This is a genomic window from Leifsonia sp. Root227 (assembly GCF_001428745.1).
Lineage (GTDB): Bacteria > Actinomycetota > Actinomycetes > Actinomycetales > Microbacteriaceae > Leifsonia.
In genome coordinates, this window is record NZ_LMIO01000003.1 from 631,097 (window position 1) to 646,474 (window position 15,378).

At 69.5% G+C, this 15,378-nt stretch carries 16 protein-coding genes; 11 read left to right on the forward strand and 5 right to left on the reverse strand.

Annotated elements, in window-relative coordinates; translation table 11 throughout:
- The first annotated feature begins 7 nt into the window (after nucleotides 1-7).
- On the forward strand, nucleotides 8-910 hold the full coding sequence (locus ASE16_RS13010) for a M48 family metalloprotease (protein ID WP_055895544.1): 903 nt from the start codon (nucleotides 8-10) through the stop codon (nucleotides 908-910).
- Nucleotides 911-991: 81 nt separating this feature from the next.
- Here ASE16_RS13010 and ASE16_RS13015 read toward each other — a convergent pair whose 3' ends face one another.
- Both ASE16_RS13015 and ASE16_RS13020 read right to left on the reverse strand, forming a co-directional pair.
- Nucleotides 992-1,414: a hypothetical protein gene (locus tag ASE16_RS13015; protein WP_055895546.1), complete on the reverse strand. Its 423-nt coding sequence runs from the start codon at nucleotides 1,412-1,414 to the stop codon at nucleotides 992-994.
- A 139-nt stretch (nucleotides 1,415-1,553) separates the two neighbouring features.
- The gene (locus tag ASE16_RS13020) at nucleotides 1,554-2,762 is read right to left on the reverse strand and encodes a winged helix-turn-helix domain-containing protein (RefSeq protein ID WP_055896497.1); all 1,209 of its coding nucleotides are present in this window, start codon (nucleotides 2,760-2,762) and stop codon (nucleotides 1,554-1,556) included.
- Nucleotides 2,763-2,940: 178 nt separating this feature from the next.
- Between ASE16_RS13020 and ASE16_RS13025 the strand changes: the two genes are divergently transcribed.
- From ASE16_RS13025 to ilvA, 6 genes are all read left to right on the forward strand, one after another.
- Entirely contained in the window at nucleotides 2,941-4,080 is a 1,140-nt protein-coding gene (locus ASE16_RS13025) for an ABC transporter substrate-binding protein (RefSeq protein WP_055895547.1), read from the forward strand.
- Nucleotides 4,080-5,081, forward strand: coding sequence for an ABC transporter permease (locus ASE16_RS13030; protein ID WP_414843033.1), 1,002 nt, complete (start codon nucleotides 4,080-4,082; stop codon nucleotides 5,079-5,081). Before ASE16_RS13025 ends, ASE16_RS13030 begins: the two co-directional genes overlap by 1 nt.
- The gene (locus tag ASE16_RS13035; RefSeq protein WP_055895552.1) at nucleotides 5,069-5,935 is read left to right on the forward strand and encodes an ABC transporter permease; all 867 of its coding nucleotides are present in this window, start codon (nucleotides 5,069-5,071) and stop codon (nucleotides 5,933-5,935) included. Before ASE16_RS13030 ends, ASE16_RS13035 begins: the two co-directional genes overlap by 13 nt.
- A 3-nt stretch (nucleotides 5,936-5,938) precedes the next feature.
- Entirely contained in the window at nucleotides 5,939-7,045 is a 1,107-nt protein-coding gene (locus ASE16_RS13040) for an ABC transporter ATP-binding protein (protein ID WP_055895555.1), read from the forward strand.
- Nucleotides 7,046-7,165: 120 nt separating this feature from the next.
- A complete protein-coding gene (locus ASE16_RS13045) occupies nucleotides 7,166-8,440 on the forward strand; it encodes an AI-2E family transporter (protein ID WP_055895558.1) in 1,275 nt (424 codons plus the stop codon).
- Between the two features lie 90 nt (nucleotides 8,441-8,530).
- Nucleotides 8,531-9,790: a threonine ammonia-lyase gene (ilvA, locus tag ASE16_RS13050; RefSeq protein WP_055895560.1), complete on the forward strand. Its 1,260-nt coding sequence runs from the start codon at nucleotides 8,531-8,533 to the stop codon at nucleotides 9,788-9,790.
- A 71-nt stretch (nucleotides 9,791-9,861) separates the two neighbouring features.
- Here the strand turns inward: ilvA and greA are convergent, their stop codons facing one another.
- Nucleotides 9,862-10,350, reverse strand: a complete 489-nt coding sequence (gene greA, locus ASE16_RS13055; RefSeq protein ID WP_055895562.1) for a transcription elongation factor GreA — start codon at nucleotides 10,348-10,350, stop codon at nucleotides 9,862-9,864.
- A gap of 113 nt (nucleotides 10,351-10,463) precedes the next feature.
- A complete protein-coding gene (locus ASE16_RS13060) occupies nucleotides 10,464-10,859 on the reverse strand; it encodes a DUF4307 domain-containing protein (RefSeq protein WP_235500484.1) in 396 nt (131 codons plus the stop codon).
- 188 nt (nucleotides 10,860-11,047) lie between these two features.
- Between ASE16_RS13060 and ASE16_RS13065 the strand changes: the two genes are divergently transcribed.
- Complete coding sequence (locus ASE16_RS13065; protein ID WP_055895567.1) at nucleotides 11,048-11,329, forward strand: hypothetical protein; 282 nt, start codon at nucleotides 11,048-11,050, stop codon at nucleotides 11,327-11,329.
- Between the two features lie 27 nt (nucleotides 11,330-11,356).
- Here the strand turns inward: ASE16_RS13065 and trhA are convergent, their stop codons facing one another.
- A complete protein-coding gene (trhA, locus tag ASE16_RS13070; RefSeq protein ID WP_082581433.1) occupies nucleotides 11,357-12,163 on the reverse strand; it encodes a PAQR family membrane homeostasis protein TrhA in 807 nt (268 codons plus the stop codon).
- A gap of 71 nt (nucleotides 12,164-12,234) precedes the next feature.
- Between trhA and ASE16_RS13075 the strand changes: the two genes are divergently transcribed.
- The 3 genes from ASE16_RS13075 (at nucleotide 12,235) to ASE16_RS13085 (ending at nucleotide 15,280) form a co-directional block, all read left to right on the forward strand.
- Nucleotides 12,235-13,020 carry an isoprenyl transferase gene (locus tag ASE16_RS13075; protein WP_055895569.1) on the forward strand — a complete coding sequence of 262 codons (786 nt, stop codon included), beginning with the start codon at nucleotides 12,235-12,237 and terminating at the stop codon, nucleotides 13,018-13,020.
- An 86-nt stretch (nucleotides 13,021-13,106) separates the two neighbouring features.
- Nucleotides 13,107-14,048 carry a hypothetical protein gene (locus ASE16_RS13080; protein ID WP_055895572.1) on the forward strand — a complete coding sequence of 314 codons (942 nt, stop codon included), beginning with the start codon at nucleotides 13,107-13,109 and terminating at the stop codon, nucleotides 14,046-14,048.
- Between the two features lie 107 nt (nucleotides 14,049-14,155).
- Nucleotides 14,156-15,280, forward strand: a complete 1,125-nt coding sequence (locus ASE16_RS13085; protein ID WP_235500485.1) for an aminotransferase class V-fold PLP-dependent enzyme — start codon at nucleotides 14,156-14,158, stop codon at nucleotides 15,278-15,280.
- The last annotated feature ends 98 nt before the right edge of the window (nucleotides 15,281-15,378 follow it).

Genomic DNA, 15,378 nt, shown 5'->3' on the forward strand with positions numbered 1-15,378 from the left:
GGCGGCGATGTATAGGGCGATAGCCAGGAACAAGCGCAATACGGTCTTCACGATCCTGCTGTTCCTGATCATCATCGGTGGGCTCGGCTGGCTGGCGAGCCTGATTTACCACAGCTACACGATCCTCTGGTTCGTGATCATCGGCGCCACCCTCTACGCGGTGGTGCAGTACTTCCTGGCCAGCAGTCAGGCGCTGAGCATGTCGGGCGCCGTCCCCATCACCAAGGCGGACAACCCGCGGCTGTGGAACGTGGTCGAGAACCTGTCGATCACCACGGGAACGCCGATGCCGGCGGTCTACGTGGTCAACGACCCAGCGCCGAACGCGTTCGCCACCGGGCGCGACCCGCAGCACGCCTCCGTCGCGGCCACCACGGGACTGCTCGACATCATGACCGACGCCGAGCTCGAAGGCGTCATGGCGCACGAGCTCGGTCACGTGCGCAATTACGACATCCGGCTGTCGATGATCGTCTTCGGCCTCACGGTGGCGATCGGCTTCATCGCGGACATCTTCCTGCGCATGGCGTTCTTCGGCGGCATGGGCGGCAACCGCAACAACAACGGCGGTGGCGGTGGCGGCGGCAACCCGGTCATCATCGTCTTCGGCCTCATCGCCGCGATCATCGCCCCGCTCGTCGCGACCCTCGTGCAGCTCGCGGTCTCCCGCCAGCGCGAATACCTCGCCGACGCCACGGGAGCCATGACCACCCGGCACCCGGATGCGCTCGCGAGCGCCCTGCTCAAGCTGGAGGCATACGGCCGGCCGATGCAGAAGCAGAACTCGTCGATGGCGCACCTCTGGATCGCCAACCCGCTCAAGCCGAGCCTGATGAGCCGTCTGTTCAGCACGCATCCGCCCATCCCAGAGCGCGTGGAGCGCCTCGAGAAGATGGGCTCCACCTTCTAAGCAATCGAGCCGGGAGTTCTGCACGCAACACGCCGCGCGGAGCGTGCATGACTCCCGGCTCGATTGCTGCGGGTGGGGACGTCAGTCGAGTTCGGCGGTTCCCGCGTAGCGGTACGGGATGCGCGTGGACGACGTGCGCGGCGCATCCACCGGGTGCCAGAGCGTGCCGACGTTCTGGCCGTCGACGGTGGAGACGTCGCGGATCGGGTCGGCGGGCCGGCCGTCGATGTAGCTCTGCACGACCTCCGCGTAGACGGTGTCGTCCGGGTTGAGGAGCACAGCGACGTAGTGGTCGGACGCCCGCACCTCGGAGGCGGGCACCCAGGTGCGTCCGTCGAACTGCACCAGCGTGGAGCCGTCCTGCGCGCCCCCGCGTTTGACCCCGGTGACGAACCCGTCGACCCAGGTGTCGCCGTCGCGGTAGGCGTAGAGCTCGCGCATCGGCGATTCGAAGTCGGCCTCATCGGCCTCGGCAGCGTCCAGATACTCCAGCGGTGAACTCATGCCCGCACCCTACGCCCGCCCGCCGCTCCGCCCCAAGCAATCGAGTCCGAAGTTGTTCTGTCCCGGCTCGGCGTGTCGCCTGAACAACTTCGGACTCGATGGTTTCGGAAGGGGGCCGGGGGAGGGGGACCGGGGCGGATCAGAGGGCGGCGGCGAGGCGGGGGGCGAGATCGCCGCGGTGCGGGGTGGTGACGGAGACCGTGTCGAGGCCCTGCCAGGCAGCGGTGCTGCGCAGCAGCGGCACCAGACGCTCCACGGTTTCGGCGGGCGCGCCGGGTTCCGACCACGCCGACTGCACCCGCAGCACGCGCGCCTGCCTGTCGCTCTTCAGGTCGATGCGCCCCACCACGCGGTCGTCCAGCAGGATGGGCAGCGTGTAGTACCCGAAGATCCGCTTCTCGGCCGGGGTGTAGATCTCGATGCGGTAGTGGAAGTCGAACATCCGCAGCGCCCGGTCGCGATACCAGACCACCGGGTCGAACGGCGAGAGCAGGGCCGCGGCCGACACCCGCCGGGGGAGTCGCGCATCCCGGTGCAGCCACGCCTTCTCCGGCCTGCCGCTGCGCTCCCAGCCGCCGACCGTCACCGGGATGAGCTCGCCGGCGTCTTCCAGCTCCTGGATGGCCGCGACGGCCGGAGCGCGCTTGATGCGGTAGTAGTCGCCCAGGTCGGCTGCCGTGCCGATCCCGTGCGCGACGGCGGAGCGGCGGATCAGCTCGCGCACCGCATCCACGGTCGGAACCGTCGTCTCGAGAACCGACGCGGGCAACACGTCCTCCGCGAGAGCGTACCGGCGCTGGAACCGCGTGCGCCCCGCCACCGCGACCTCGCCGAACAGGAACAGGAACTCCAGCGCCCGCTTCACATCCGACCATCCCCACCACGGCCCGCTGCGCTTGTTCGCGTCGTGCTCGATCTCGCCGGCGACGAGCGGCCCGCGGTCGGCGAGCTCGGCGCGCAGCCACTCCACCGTAGATGCGTTCCGCTGGTACCACCCGTCGGGGTCCGTGCCGTAGCGCGCCCGGAAATTGTCCATCCGCCACTGGAACAGCGGCCAGTCCTCGCGCCGGATGAACCCGGCCTCGTGCGGCCAGTACTCCGTGTGCGGCGACTTCGCGGCGAAGGTCAGCCTGTCGAGCAGTTCTTTGTCGTAGGCGCCGACCCGCGCGAACACCGGCAGATAGTGGCTGCGCTCGAACACGTTGACCGAGTCGATCTGCAGCAGGTTGATGCGGTCGATCACCCCGTTGAGCTGCCGGGTGCCGACCGACTCGGGATGCGGGCGGCCGAACCCCTGCGCGGCGAGGGCGATACGGCGTGCGAGCGCGGGGGAGACCTTTTCTACCACGGTGTCGACCATAGCGGGAACCTCGGACAGTCCTTCTCCGCTCGTTCACCTGCCGTCCATCGACGCCACCCCGGCCGGTCGAACGACCGCCATACGTTTGCATCGGCCCGGACGGGAATCCATGTGTCCCGCGACCGAACGCGGGGCGACCAACCGGGCACCCCACACTGGAGGAACCGTGACATTCAAGCGCGCACGCGTCGCCGGCCTTGCCGCCGCGGCCACCGTCGTCGCACTCTCGCTCGCCGCCTGCACCGGCGGGGCGAACGCAGCAGACCCGACCGCGTCGAAGGACATCGCATCGGCAGCCGATGTGAAGGCAGCGGGCGGCATGGATGCGCTCATCGCCGCCGCGAAGAAGGAGGGCACCCTCAACATCATCGCGACGCCCGGCGACTGGGCGAACTACCAGGAGATCTTCGACGGCTTCACCAAGAAGTACGGGATCACGATCAACCCGAGCCAGGACAGCGCATCCAGCCAGGAGGAGATCGACGCCGCGAAGAAGCTCAAGGGTCAGGACACCGCTCCCGACACCTTCGACATCGGCTCGTCCGTCGCCCTCGCCAACACCGAGTACTTCGCGCCGTACAAGCCCACCGGCTGGGACGACATCCCCGCCGACGAGAAGGAGAGCACCGGCCTCTGGAAGGTCGGGTACTACGGCGTGATGGCGGTCGGCTACGACGCCAACAAGATCAAGTCGGCTCCGAAGAGCCTCGACGACCTGCTCGGCTCCGAGTACAAGGGCGCCGTCGCGCTGAACGGCAACCCGACCCAGGCAGCCGCTGCGGCGGGCGCCGTCGCGTTCGCCGACCTGCAGGCCGGCGGAACCCTCGACGACCTGACCCCCGGCATCGACTGGTTCGCCAAGCTCAAGAAGGCGGGCAACTGGAACGCGGCGGACGGCAAGCCGAACACGATCGCCTCCGGCGAGACCCCGGTGCTGCTCGACTGGTCGTTCAACCAGAAGGGCTACACGACCTCCGACACGATCAAGGGCGGCGGCGTGAACTGGAAGTACACCGTGCTCCCCGGCACCGCGTACGTCGGCTACTACAACCAGGCCATCAACAAGGACGCGCCGCACCCGGCCGCCGCACGCCTCTGGGAGGAGTACCTCTACAGCGACGCAGCGCAGAACGCCTGGCTCAAGGGCGGGGCATACCCGGCCCGCGTGGATGCGATGGAGAAGGCCGGCACCCTGAACAAGGCCGACTTCCCCGGCAAGCTCGACAAGACCGCCGTCATGACGGACAAGCAGGCCACCGACGCCGGAACCCTGCTCAACGCCAAATGGGCGAACGCGGTCGGTTGATGACAGACACCACCGTCGGCGCTGCTGCGCCGCCGCTGGACAGCGACGGCGCCGGGGAGACCCGGCGCCGGTCGCCGTTCGGCGCCACGCCGGCTGAGCGGGCGCAGCAGGGCTCCGGATCCGGTTCGCGCCCTGCCCAGGCCCGGCGTCGCCGTCGCGGCCTCCCGGCCGTCCTCGGCCTCACCCCGTTCGCCTTCTACGTCGTCGTCTTCCTCGCGATCCCCACGATCATCGCGGTCGGCAGCGGGTTCGTGGATGCGGACGGCCGGTTCACCTGGGCGAACCTCACCGGCCTCGCGGAACCCGCCATCTTCGGCTCCTTCGTCGGCGCGTTCTTCCTCTCCGCCGTCACCGCCGTAGTCGGCGCGGTCGGCGGCGCCGCCCTCTGCTTCGCCATGCTGAGCTCGCGTCCGGGAGGCGTGACCCGCTCGCTGGTCGACTCGGCCAGCAGCGTCCTCGCCCAGTTCGGCGGCGTGATGCTCGCGTTCGCGTTCATCGCGACCATCGGCGCGCAGGGGCTCGTCACCGCGCTGCTGCGCAACCAGTTCCACATCAACATCTACGAGAACGGCGTCTGGCTCTACACGGTGCCCGGCCTCATCCTGCCGTACCTCTACTTCCAGATCCCGCTCATGGTCATCACCTTCATGCCGGCGCTCGAGGGGCTGAAACCGCAGTGGCTGGAGGCGAACGCCACCCTCGGCGGCAGCAGGGCGACCTACTGGTTCCGGGTGGGCATCCCGGTGCTGCTTCCGTCGTTCCTGGGCAGCCTGCTGCTCCTGTTCGCCAACGCGTTCTCGTCGTACGCGACCGCCGCGGCCCTGGTCGGGCAGGCCAACAACATCGTCTCCCTGCAGATCCGCCAGGCGCTCATCTCCGAGACCGTCCTCGGCCGCGCCAACCTCGCCGGCGCCATGTCGCTGGGGATGCTCGTGGTCATGGTCGTGGTGATGCTCGGCTACTCCGCGCTCGCCTCCCGCACCGCCAGGTGGCAGCGGTGAGCGGCGCGCAGGTGGAGAGCAAGCGGCGCACCCGCGCCCGGCGCAACGCGCAGGCGCTGCGCTTCGGCCCAGGGCCGGTCGCGCGCACGGTCATCTGGACGATCTTCGGCCTCTTCTTCCTCATCCCGCTGTTCTCGATGCTGGAGTTCACGCTGCGCACCGCGAAGCCCGGCGTCTACAGCTTCGACAGGTGGGTGGTCGTCTTCAGCGGCGAGACCACCCGGTACGACCGCATCTACCAGGGGCTCGGCAACTCGCTCGTGCTCGCGGTGGTCACCGTCGCGATCGTGCTGCTCGTGCTGCTGCCGACGATGATCCTGGTCGAGGTGCGCATCCCGAGACTGCGGCGCGTGCTGGAGCTGGTGTGCCTGCTGCCGATCGTGATCCCCGCGATCGTGATGGTCGTCGGGCTCGCCCCGACCTACGCGGTGGTCACCGACCTGTTCGGCTCTGGCACCTGGACGCTCGCCTTCGCGTACGGCATCCTCGTGCTGCCGTACGCATACCGGGCGATCCAGAGCAACATCGCGGCGATCGACGTCGTCACCCTCAGCGAGGCCGGCCGCTCTCTCGGCGCCGGCTGGCTGAGCGTGCTGCTGCGCATCCTGGTGCCGAACCTGCGCCGGGGCATCCTGGCCGCGAGCGTGCTCTCGGTGGCCGTGGTGCTCGGCGAGTTCACCATCGCATCCCTCCTCAGCCGGGTGAACCTGCAGACCGCTCTGCTGCTGGTCTCGCAGTCCGACCCGTTCGTCGCGGTCATCTTCGCGCTGCTCGCGCTGGTGTTCGCGTTCCTCCTCCTCTTCGTCGTCGACCGTCTCGTGACGGCCGGCCGTCGACGCTCAGCGAAAGGCTGACCTGTGTCCGCACTCGAAACCTCCGTCCGCCCCGGATCCGCGTCCGCGCCAGGGCTCGGCAGCACCGTCGAACTCCGCGGCGTGGTCCGCGATTTCGGTGGAGGCGCCGGTCTCGCCGGGCTGAGCCTCAGCGCCCGCCCCGGCGAGCTGATCGCCCTGCTCGGCCCGAGCGGCTGCGGCAAGACCACGGCCCTCCGCGCGCTCGCCGGGCTGGAGCGGGTGGACGCGGGAAGCATCCTCATCGACGGAGAGGACGTCACCGACCAGCCGACCAACCGTCGCGACCTCGGCATGGTCTTCCAGTCGTACTCGCTCTTCCCGCACCTCACGGCAGGGCAGAACGTCGAATTCGGTCTCCGGATGCGCAGGGTCGCGACCGTCGACCGCCGCCGCCGAGCAGCAGAGGCCCTCGAACTGGTCGGCCTCGACCACCACGCCGACCGCTACGCCCACCAGCTGTCCGGCGGCCAGCAGCAGCGCGTCGCCCTCGCCAGGGCGCTCGTGACCCGCCCGCGCGTGCTGCTCCTCGACGAGCCGCTGTCCGCCCTGGATGCGAAGGTCAGGGTGCAGCTGCGCGACGAGATCCGCCGCATCCAGACCGAGCTCGGCATCACCACCTTTTTCGTCACGCACGACCAGGAGGAGGCGCTCGCCGTCGCCGACCGGGTCGCCGTGATGCGCGCCGGCGACATCGAGCAGATCGGCGAGCCGGAGGAGCTGTACCGCAGGCCGGTGTCCGCGTTCGTCGCCGAGTTCGTCGGTCTCACCAACCGCGTGCCGGGCGTCGTCGCGGCGGGAGAGCTGACCGTGTTCGGGATGCGCGTGCCGCTGGTGTCCCCGTCCGCGGACGGCCCCGTGACGGTGTACCTCCGCCCGGAGGACGTGCTGTTCACGGGCGAGGCGGGCACGGGGACAGGCGTCTCCGCGCTGTCCGGTGTTGTGCTGACGACGAGCTTCCTCGGAGCGCTGCGCCGCACCAGGGTGCGCCTCGACGACGGCACGGAACTGGCCGTGCAGCACGAGACGCGGAACGCTCCCGCGCAGGGGGAGCGCATCCACCTGTCGCTGGCAGGGACGCCGGTGACGGTGGGGGTCGCTCCCCAGGACTGAGGACGGTGGCGGCACCGCCGGGAGCCGCCCTGCCCTCCACAGCTGTGCGCCTCCTGTGCGTTGCGCACAGCCCGCGTCAACCCCGTGGACGCCAGGAACGGCCAGCCTAGACTGGCGAGCATGTCAGACAACGACGCGACGCCGAAGCAGATCACCGTCACGCCGGGCGAGAACCGCGCGCCTGCGCGCGGCTGGTTCCTCAAAGCCCGCGGGGCCGCGCAGGGCAAGCCGGCGCGCACCGGGCAGCCGGGCGAGCCTGGCGCGTCGGTCGAGGAGTCGCTGCCGCACGGGATGCTCGTGGCCGGCGCCTGGTCGTGGCGGCTGCTGGTCATCGGCGCGGTCATCGCCGTCGCGATCTTCCTCGTGGTGCAGTTGCGGCTCATCATCATCCCGTTGCTGATCGCCGTGCTCATCTCGGCGCTGCTCGTGCCGTTCGTCGACTTCCTGCACCGTCACCGGTGGCCGCGCTGGGCGGCGATCGTGGCCGCGATGGTCTCGGTGATCGTGGTGATCGGCGGGCTGCTCTACCTGGCGGTCTGGCAGGTCACGCGGCAGAGCCACGAGCTGCAGACGCAGTCGGTGGCCGCGTACGATCAGTTCCGCGCGTGGCTCACCTCCGGGCCGCTCGGTCTCAGTGAGAGCCAGATCAGCGGAGCGCTCGACTCGCTCACCAAATCCATCCAGCAGGACAGCCAGATCTTCATCTCCGGCGCCCTCTCGATCGGCTCGACGCTCGGCCACGTGCTCGCCGGGGTGCTGCTCACCCTGTTCAGCACGCTGTTCATCCTCATCGACGGCCGCTCGATCTGGAACTGGATCGTGCGCATCTTCCCGAAGCGCGCCCGCCGGGCGGTCGACGGCGCGGGTCAGGCCGGCTGGGTGACGCTGCGCAACTTCGTGAAGGTGCAGATCCTGGTCGCGTCCATCGACGCGCTCGGCATCGGCCTCGGGGCGTTCTTCCTGGGGCTGCCGCTGGTGATCCCGATCGCCGTGCTGGTCTTCCTCGGCTCGTTCATCCCCGTGGTGGGCGCCGTGGTCACCGGCGCGCTGGCGATCTTCATCGCGCTGATCTTCAAGGGCTGGGTGTTCGCGGTCATCATGCTCGCTGTCGTGCTCCTGGTGCAGCAGATCGAGGGTCACGTGCTGCAGCCGCTGATCATGGGGACGGCGGTCAAGGTGCATCCGCTGGCTGTCGTGCTCGCCGTCGCAGCCGGTTCGCTCCTCGCAGGCATTCCCGGCGCGCTGTTCGCGGTGCCCGTGGCGGCCGTGCTCAACGTGATGGTGCACTACGTGTCGAGTGGAGCGTGGCGCGAGGGCTCCGCCGGCCCGTACGCCGCGCCGGATACCGTGCTCTGGCAGACAGTGCCTCGGCAGCCGCGCAGGGCGCGCACGTGATGGTGACGGCGCCGCACCGGATGCGGGCGACAACGGTCCCCGTGGGTCACATTCGGCTGGCGGAATACGTCCGCGAGTAGGCTGTCCCCCGTGGCCACGCTGACTGATTCGACGCGCACTCCTTTCGCTGGGCCGAGCCTCGACGAGATCGAGGCCGCGCGTGCCATCGTGTCCAGGGTCGCGGAGCCGACACCGGTCGAGACGTCGCGGTTCCTCGCCGATGTGCTCGGCGCACCGGTGCTCCTCAAGTGCGAGAACCTGCAGCGCACCGGGTCGTACAAGATCCGCGGTGCATACAACAGGATGGCCAAGCTGACCGCGGAGGAACGCGAGCGCGGCGTCGTCGCGGCCTCGGCGGGCAACCATGCTCAGGGGGTCGCGTTCGCGGCCAGGGAGCTGGGCATCCACGCCACCATCTTCATGCCGGTGGGCGTCGCCATCCCCAAGTTCCAGGCCACCCGCGACTACGGGGCGGATGTGGTCCTCAGCGGCAGCATCGTCGACGAGACGCTGCGCGCCGCCGCCGACTTCGCCGCCGAGACCGGCGCCGTCCTCATCCCGCCGTTCGACCACCCGGACGTGGTCGCAGGTCAGGGCACGCTCGGGCTCGAGATCCTCGACGACGTTCCGGATGCGGCCACCGTCGTCGTGCCGATCGGCGGCGGCGGGCTCATCTCCGGTGTCGCCAGCGCCGTCAAGCAGCGTGCGGCGGCCGAGGGCCGCGAGATCCGCGTGATCGGCGTGCAGGCCGCGAACGCCGCCGCGTACCCTCCGTCGCTCGACGCGGGCGAGCCGACCGAGATCGCGCTCGTCGCGACCATCGCGGACGGCATCGCCGTGAGCAAGCCGGGCGCCCTCAACTTCCAGATCATCCGCGACGTGGTCGACGAGATCGTCACCGTGTCGGAGGACGACATCGCCCGCGCGCTGCTCGTGCTGCTCGAACGGGCGAAGCTCGTCGTCGAGCCCGCGGGCGCCGCCGCAGTCGCGGCCATCCTCGCCGGCAAGATCCCCGCGCTCGGTCCGACCGTCGCGATCCTCTCCGGAGGCAACATCGACCCGCTGCTGATGCAGCGCATCATCAGCCACGGTCTCGCCGCCTCCGACCGCTACCTCAAGCTCACGATCATGCTGCCCGACCGTCCCGGTCAGCTCGCGCGTATCTCCGAGATCCTTGCGGGCGTCAACGCCAACGTGGTCGAGGTGCTGCACACCCGCCATGGCCGTGGCCTGCAGCTCAGTCAGGTGGAGCTCGACGTCAGCGTCGAGACCCGCGGCACCGATCACCGCCACCACGTCATCGAGGCGCTGCGCGCCGCGGGCTACGACCCCGTCCTCGACTACGAGTAGGCCGCACGAGTCGTGCAAAAAGCGCGGTGCAGGATTCCTGCACCGCGCTTTTCGTACGAGTCGAGCGGCGGTCAGCCGGTGTAGGTCTCGACCTTCAGGATGGTGACGGCGATCTGCTTGCCGTTCGGGGCCGTGTACGTGGTCGACTCGTCGACCTTGAGGCCGAGGATGGCCTCGCCCAGCGGGCTGCCCTCGGAGTAGACCTGGAGGTCGGTCCCTGCGGCGATCTCGCGGTTGCCGATGAGGAACGTGCTCTCGTCGCCCGCGATCGTCGCGGTGATGACCGTTCCCGGCTCCACGACACCGTGGCTCTGCGGGGCTTCGCTCACCGTCGAGTTGCGCAGCAGGTTGGTGAGCTGCACGATGCGGGCCTCGATCTTGCCCTGCTCGTCCTTCGCGGCGTGGTATCCGCCGTTCTCCTTGAGGTCGCCCTCCTCGCGGGCCGCTTCGATGCGCTTCGCGATCTCGTTTCGGCCGTTGACGCTGAGCTCCTCGAGTTCGGCCGCGAGACGGTCGTACGCATCCTGGGTCAGAAAGCTGACCTGAGACTCCTGAGACATGATGAACTCCTTTGCGCCGCCGGTCCGGGGGCCGGCTGGGCAGATCGGCCGGTCCGGGGACCGGCTGGATAAAGTCGACGCCCCGACATCAGGTCGGGGCGTATCGAAGAATCCTAGGTCAGCCAGCAGCTGGAAATCAAACCGGTATTGCTTTGTTCGGTCGTCCTGATCGTCTCCGTGTATTCGGTGAGACGTTTCTCGGAGGCCGGAATGCTGATGATGCGCCAGCCGACGACCGCGAACGATTCGTTCAGCGCCTGGATGGCGCAGGTCACCGGGGTGCCGGGCGGCGTGTTCACGGAGAAGCTGATCGAGACGTGATGCGCATCCGTGATCGTGTACGCCGTGTCCGTGGTCTCCAGGTCGGCCTGGTCGTTGTCCCAGCCGGCCCAGAACACCCACGCGGTGAAGATCGCGACGAACGCGATGGCCGCTCCGATGATCCACCAGCGATCCCGGCGTTTGCGATTGGGCGTACGACCGTAACGGCGATCGATGGTCTCGGTCACCGCCATGCTTCTCCCTGCACTGAGCTTTCTCCCGTGGAAAGTGCACCGTCCTGGCGACGGTAGGCTTGAACCCAGACTAGGAGACGAAGCTGTGAAACCCTGCGCTTCGTCCACGGCTCGAAAGTGGAGACCCGGATGCCCGTAACCGCCCTGCGCGCAGGAATCGTTCTCGACCGCGAGGGAGTGCGATGATCCAGGATGCGCTGCTGCGCGCGGCCGTGTGGGTCACCGCTGCGACCCCGACGCCCACTCCGACGGGCGGCCCGAGCGACGACCAGGTCACCCCGGGCGTCGTCGGCTTCGTGGTCACCTTCCTGGTGGCCGTCGCGGCCGTGCTCCTCGCGCTCGACATGACCAGGCGCATCCGGCGGGTGCGTTACCGCGCCGAGATCGCGGAGAAGCTGGACGCCGAGCAGGCTGGCCAGAGCGGCGAGGCGGGGCCGGACAGCCAGGACGACACCGCGCGCTGAGTCGCCCGGCGCTGAGTCGCCCCGCGCTCAGCCCGCGTTGTAGACCGGGTGCAGCGCGATCAGCAGCACCGCCGTCCAGTGGCAGAGGAACGCCAGGACGGTCAGCGTGTGGAAGATCTCGTGGAACCCGAAGACGCCGGGCACCGGGTTCGGCTTCTTGATGCCGTAGATGACCGCGCCGATCGAGTAGAACAGCCCGCCGACGAGCACCAGCACCATCATGGCGACGTTCGCGTCGAGCAGGTCGACGACGTACATCAGCGCGCCCCAGCCGAGCGCCAGGTAGAGCGGGACGTACAGCCAGCGCGGCGCGTGGATCCAGAACACCCGGAAGGCGATGCCGAGCAGCGCCCCGGCCCAGACCAGCGACAGCAGCAGGATGCCCTTCGACGGCGGCAGCGCGAGCACGGCGAGCGGGGTGTACGTCCCCGCGATCAGCAGGAAGATGTTGGCGTGGTCGATCCGCTTGAGGAGGACCTTCATCCTCGGCTTCCAGTTGAAGCGGTGGTAGAGCGCCGAGTTGCCGAACAGCAGCAGCGAGGTGAGCACGAACACCGCGGACGACCACTTCGCCGGGGCGCCGTGCGCGAGCGTGATGAGCACGATCCCTGCCGCGATGGTGACGGGGAAGGTGCCGGCGTGGATCCAGCCGCGCCAGGTGGGCTTGATCTCGGCGGGGTTGGCGGGGGACGCATCCAGCAGCGGGATGTTGGGGAGGTCGGGACCGCGGTCCTCATCCGCCTTCACGGCCGCATCGGAGGAGTCCAGACCGTCCGCCGGCCCGCTCAGGGACTCGGCGACGTCTTCCGATTTCTGGGCGTCGTGCGGTGTCATGGCCCAAGGGTACGGGAGTCGCGTGACCTCATGCTGTGAGTTCAGCGCTGCGGTCGGGGTAACGTACTTCCGTGAGCAGATGGAGTTTCCCCCTCGGACGTGGGCTGCTCTACGGGGTCTACCAGAACAAGCTCAAGCGCAACCTGCCCGCCGAGTCGATGCCCCGCCACGTGGCGATGATCATCGACGGAAACCGGCGCTGGGCTCGCCAGCTCGGGCTGACGACGGTCGCGCACGGGCACCGGGCGGGGGCCGCGAAGATGCGCGAGTTCCTGGAGTGGTGCGACGACCTCGGGATCTCGGTGGTCACGCTCTACCTGCTCTCCAGCGACAACCTCACCAACCGGGAGAGCGGCGAGCTCTCCGACCTCATCGAGATCATCGCCGAGCTCGCCGACGACCTGTCCAGATACCGCGACTGGCGCGTCCAGCATGTCGGCTCGACGGCCGGGCTGCCGGAGCCGCTGATCGCGGCCCTGACAGGCGCTGAGGACCGCACAGCGCACAACACCGGCCTGCACGTGAACCTCGCTGTCGGCTACGGGGGGCGCAAGGAGATCGTGGATGCGATGCGCGACATCGTCGCCGCCCACCACGCCAAAGGCGGGAGCCTGGAGACTCTCGCCGACCTGCTCACCCCCGACCTGATCGGCGAGCACCTCTACACCGGAGGGCAGCCGGACCCCGACCTCGTCATCCGCACCTCCGGCGAACAGCGGCTCAGCGACTTCATGCTCTGGCAGAGCGCCCACAGCGAGTTCTACTTCGTGGAAGCCCTCGGCCCCGACCTGCGCGAGGTCGACTTCCTGCGCGCCGTGCGCGACTACTCGCGGCGGCAGCGCCGGTTCGGCGGCTGAGCGCGCGGGCGCTGCTATGGTCGAGGGAATCCGCCAGGGGGTGCCGGGCGGACCGTGACGACGGGGTTCGACCGATGGGGGTTGCGATGGGTGCTGCGAGACGGCTCGCTCTGACGGCGTGGCGGGCGGACGACGGCCGGATGCGCGTCGCGGCCTGGCTGGCGTCGGCCGCCGCGCTGCTCGGCATCGGCCTCGCATGGTCGGCGCTGCGGGTGATCGGCCTCTACGCGCTGTGGACCGTCGGGATGAGCGAGGGCGTTCTGTTCGCCACGGAGTTCGGCACCAGGGCAGTGCTGCTCGCGCTGACCGTGGTGTGCGTGGTGCTCGGCGTCGCACGCAGGGCAGCGCGTGGCGCCGGGGTCGGCTGGCTCATCGCGGCGATCCTGCTGGCCGGACTGCTCGTCGTCGTCCAGGTGGTGCAGCTCGCCTATCTGACGCACTTCGATCCGCGAAGCCTGTTCACCTCCACGTCACTCACCTGGCTGGGCTTCGCGGCGCTGACGCTCGTGGCCTGCGCTCTCGCGCTCACGGCGCGGCGACCGACCGCGCTGCGGGCTGCGCCGGACTCCGAGCAGGGTCGGAGCGCACAGGCGGCAGGACCATACCTGTGGTTCTCGGTCGCCGCCGCGTTCGTCGCGTTCGTGGCGTGCGTGCTCGCCGTCGCGCAGGCGCTGATCGTGCCGAACGCCTGGGGACCGGCGATCGTGGCGCTCGTGCAGGCCGGGGTGACCGTTGTCGTGGTGACGGTGCAGGTCGTCGCCACGCTGTTCGTGCAGCGCGGATCGGCGCTCGCCCGGCTGGTGGTCAGCGCGGTCGCGGTGGTCCTCCTCGGCGACGCCACCGAGTCGTCGCTGCTGGGCGTCGGTGGCGACGGCGGCGGCTTGCAGCTCGGACTCCTCGTCGCGACGGTCTGTGCGCTCGCGGCGGCGGTGCCGCTCTGGCTGCCCCCGGTGTCTCGCTATCTCGCGGATGCAGCGGCGGGTCGCTCGGACGCGCACGCGGAGGAGCGGGCACGCGCGGCCGTGTGATCCGCCCAGTGTGATCCGCCCGGTGTGATCCGCCGCCGTGGACGCTCGTCATGGTGTGATGCGCTCACGCCCGGACTGACAGAATGTTCCGGGAGGTCATAACACACATGACGACGATGACGACCGACGAGTTCGCCGCCGGGTTCACCGAGGAGTCCGGCTACCTCGACTACGGCAGGGTCGGCCCGATCTCGGCGGCGGCGCTCGCCGAAGCGGTCGGACAGTACGAGATCCTCGCCAAGGCGCGGTTCGGCAGCATCGAGCGGATGCGCGCCGAGGATCAGCGGGTACGGGATGCGGTGGGGGCGCTCACTCGCTTCCCGTCCGACCAGGTGTCGTTCCAGCCCACCGCATCCATCGGGCTCATGCACGCCGCGTTCGGACTCACCGGGGGCGAGGTGCTGCTCTCTGCTGCCGAGTTCCCGAGCATCACATACGCGGCGGTGCGGGCGTCGCAGGCGATGCGCGTCGTCACGCCGACCTGGCTCGAGACCGACCACCAGCGGGTCACGCCGGCGCGCATCAAGGAGCAGCTGACGTCGAACACGACGGCCGTGATGGTGAGTCTCGTCGACTCGCGCACGGGCTACCTCGCCGACATCGACGGCATCCGCCAGGTGATCGGCGACCGGCTGCTGATCGTGGATGCGATCCAGGGCTTCGGCGTCGTCGACGCGCCGTACGAGGTGGCGGACGTCGTGGTGGCCGGAGGGCAGAAGTGGGCGCGCGCCGGATGGGGGACCGGGTTCCTCGTCGCGAGCGCGCGCGCGATCGAGCACCTGACGCCGGTGTTCAGCGGCTGGACGGGCGCCGACCTGGACGGGTCGTGGGACGAGGTCGGAGAGCCGAGCTCCAGCACGCGGGCGTTCAGCATCTCGAACCCGGACCCGATCGCGCAGGCCAGGTTCGCGGCGGCGCTCGAGGACATCGCCGCAGTGGGCGTCCCCGCCGTCAGCGCGGCGATCGGCGACAGGGTCGAGCGCGTGTTCGACCTCGCTGACGAGTACGCGATCCCGGTCGCGTCGTCGCGCAACGCCGCCGAGCGGGCCGGCATGGTCGTGCTCGAACCGCTGCCGGAGCAGCTGACCGCGCTGAGCGCGTCCCTGTTCAATCACGGGATCACCGCATCCATCCGCGCCACGAACGCGCGCATCTCGGTGCACGCGGGCACCACAGACGAGACCTTCGACATGCTCCGCGCTGCTTTCACCTCCTACGCCTCCCTCTCCTGACCCGCTCCCGCCCCCGCAGCCATCGAGTCCGAAGTTGTTCCGCCCGACACGCCGCGCGACGCCTGAACAACTTCGGACTCGATCATCAGGGAGGGCGG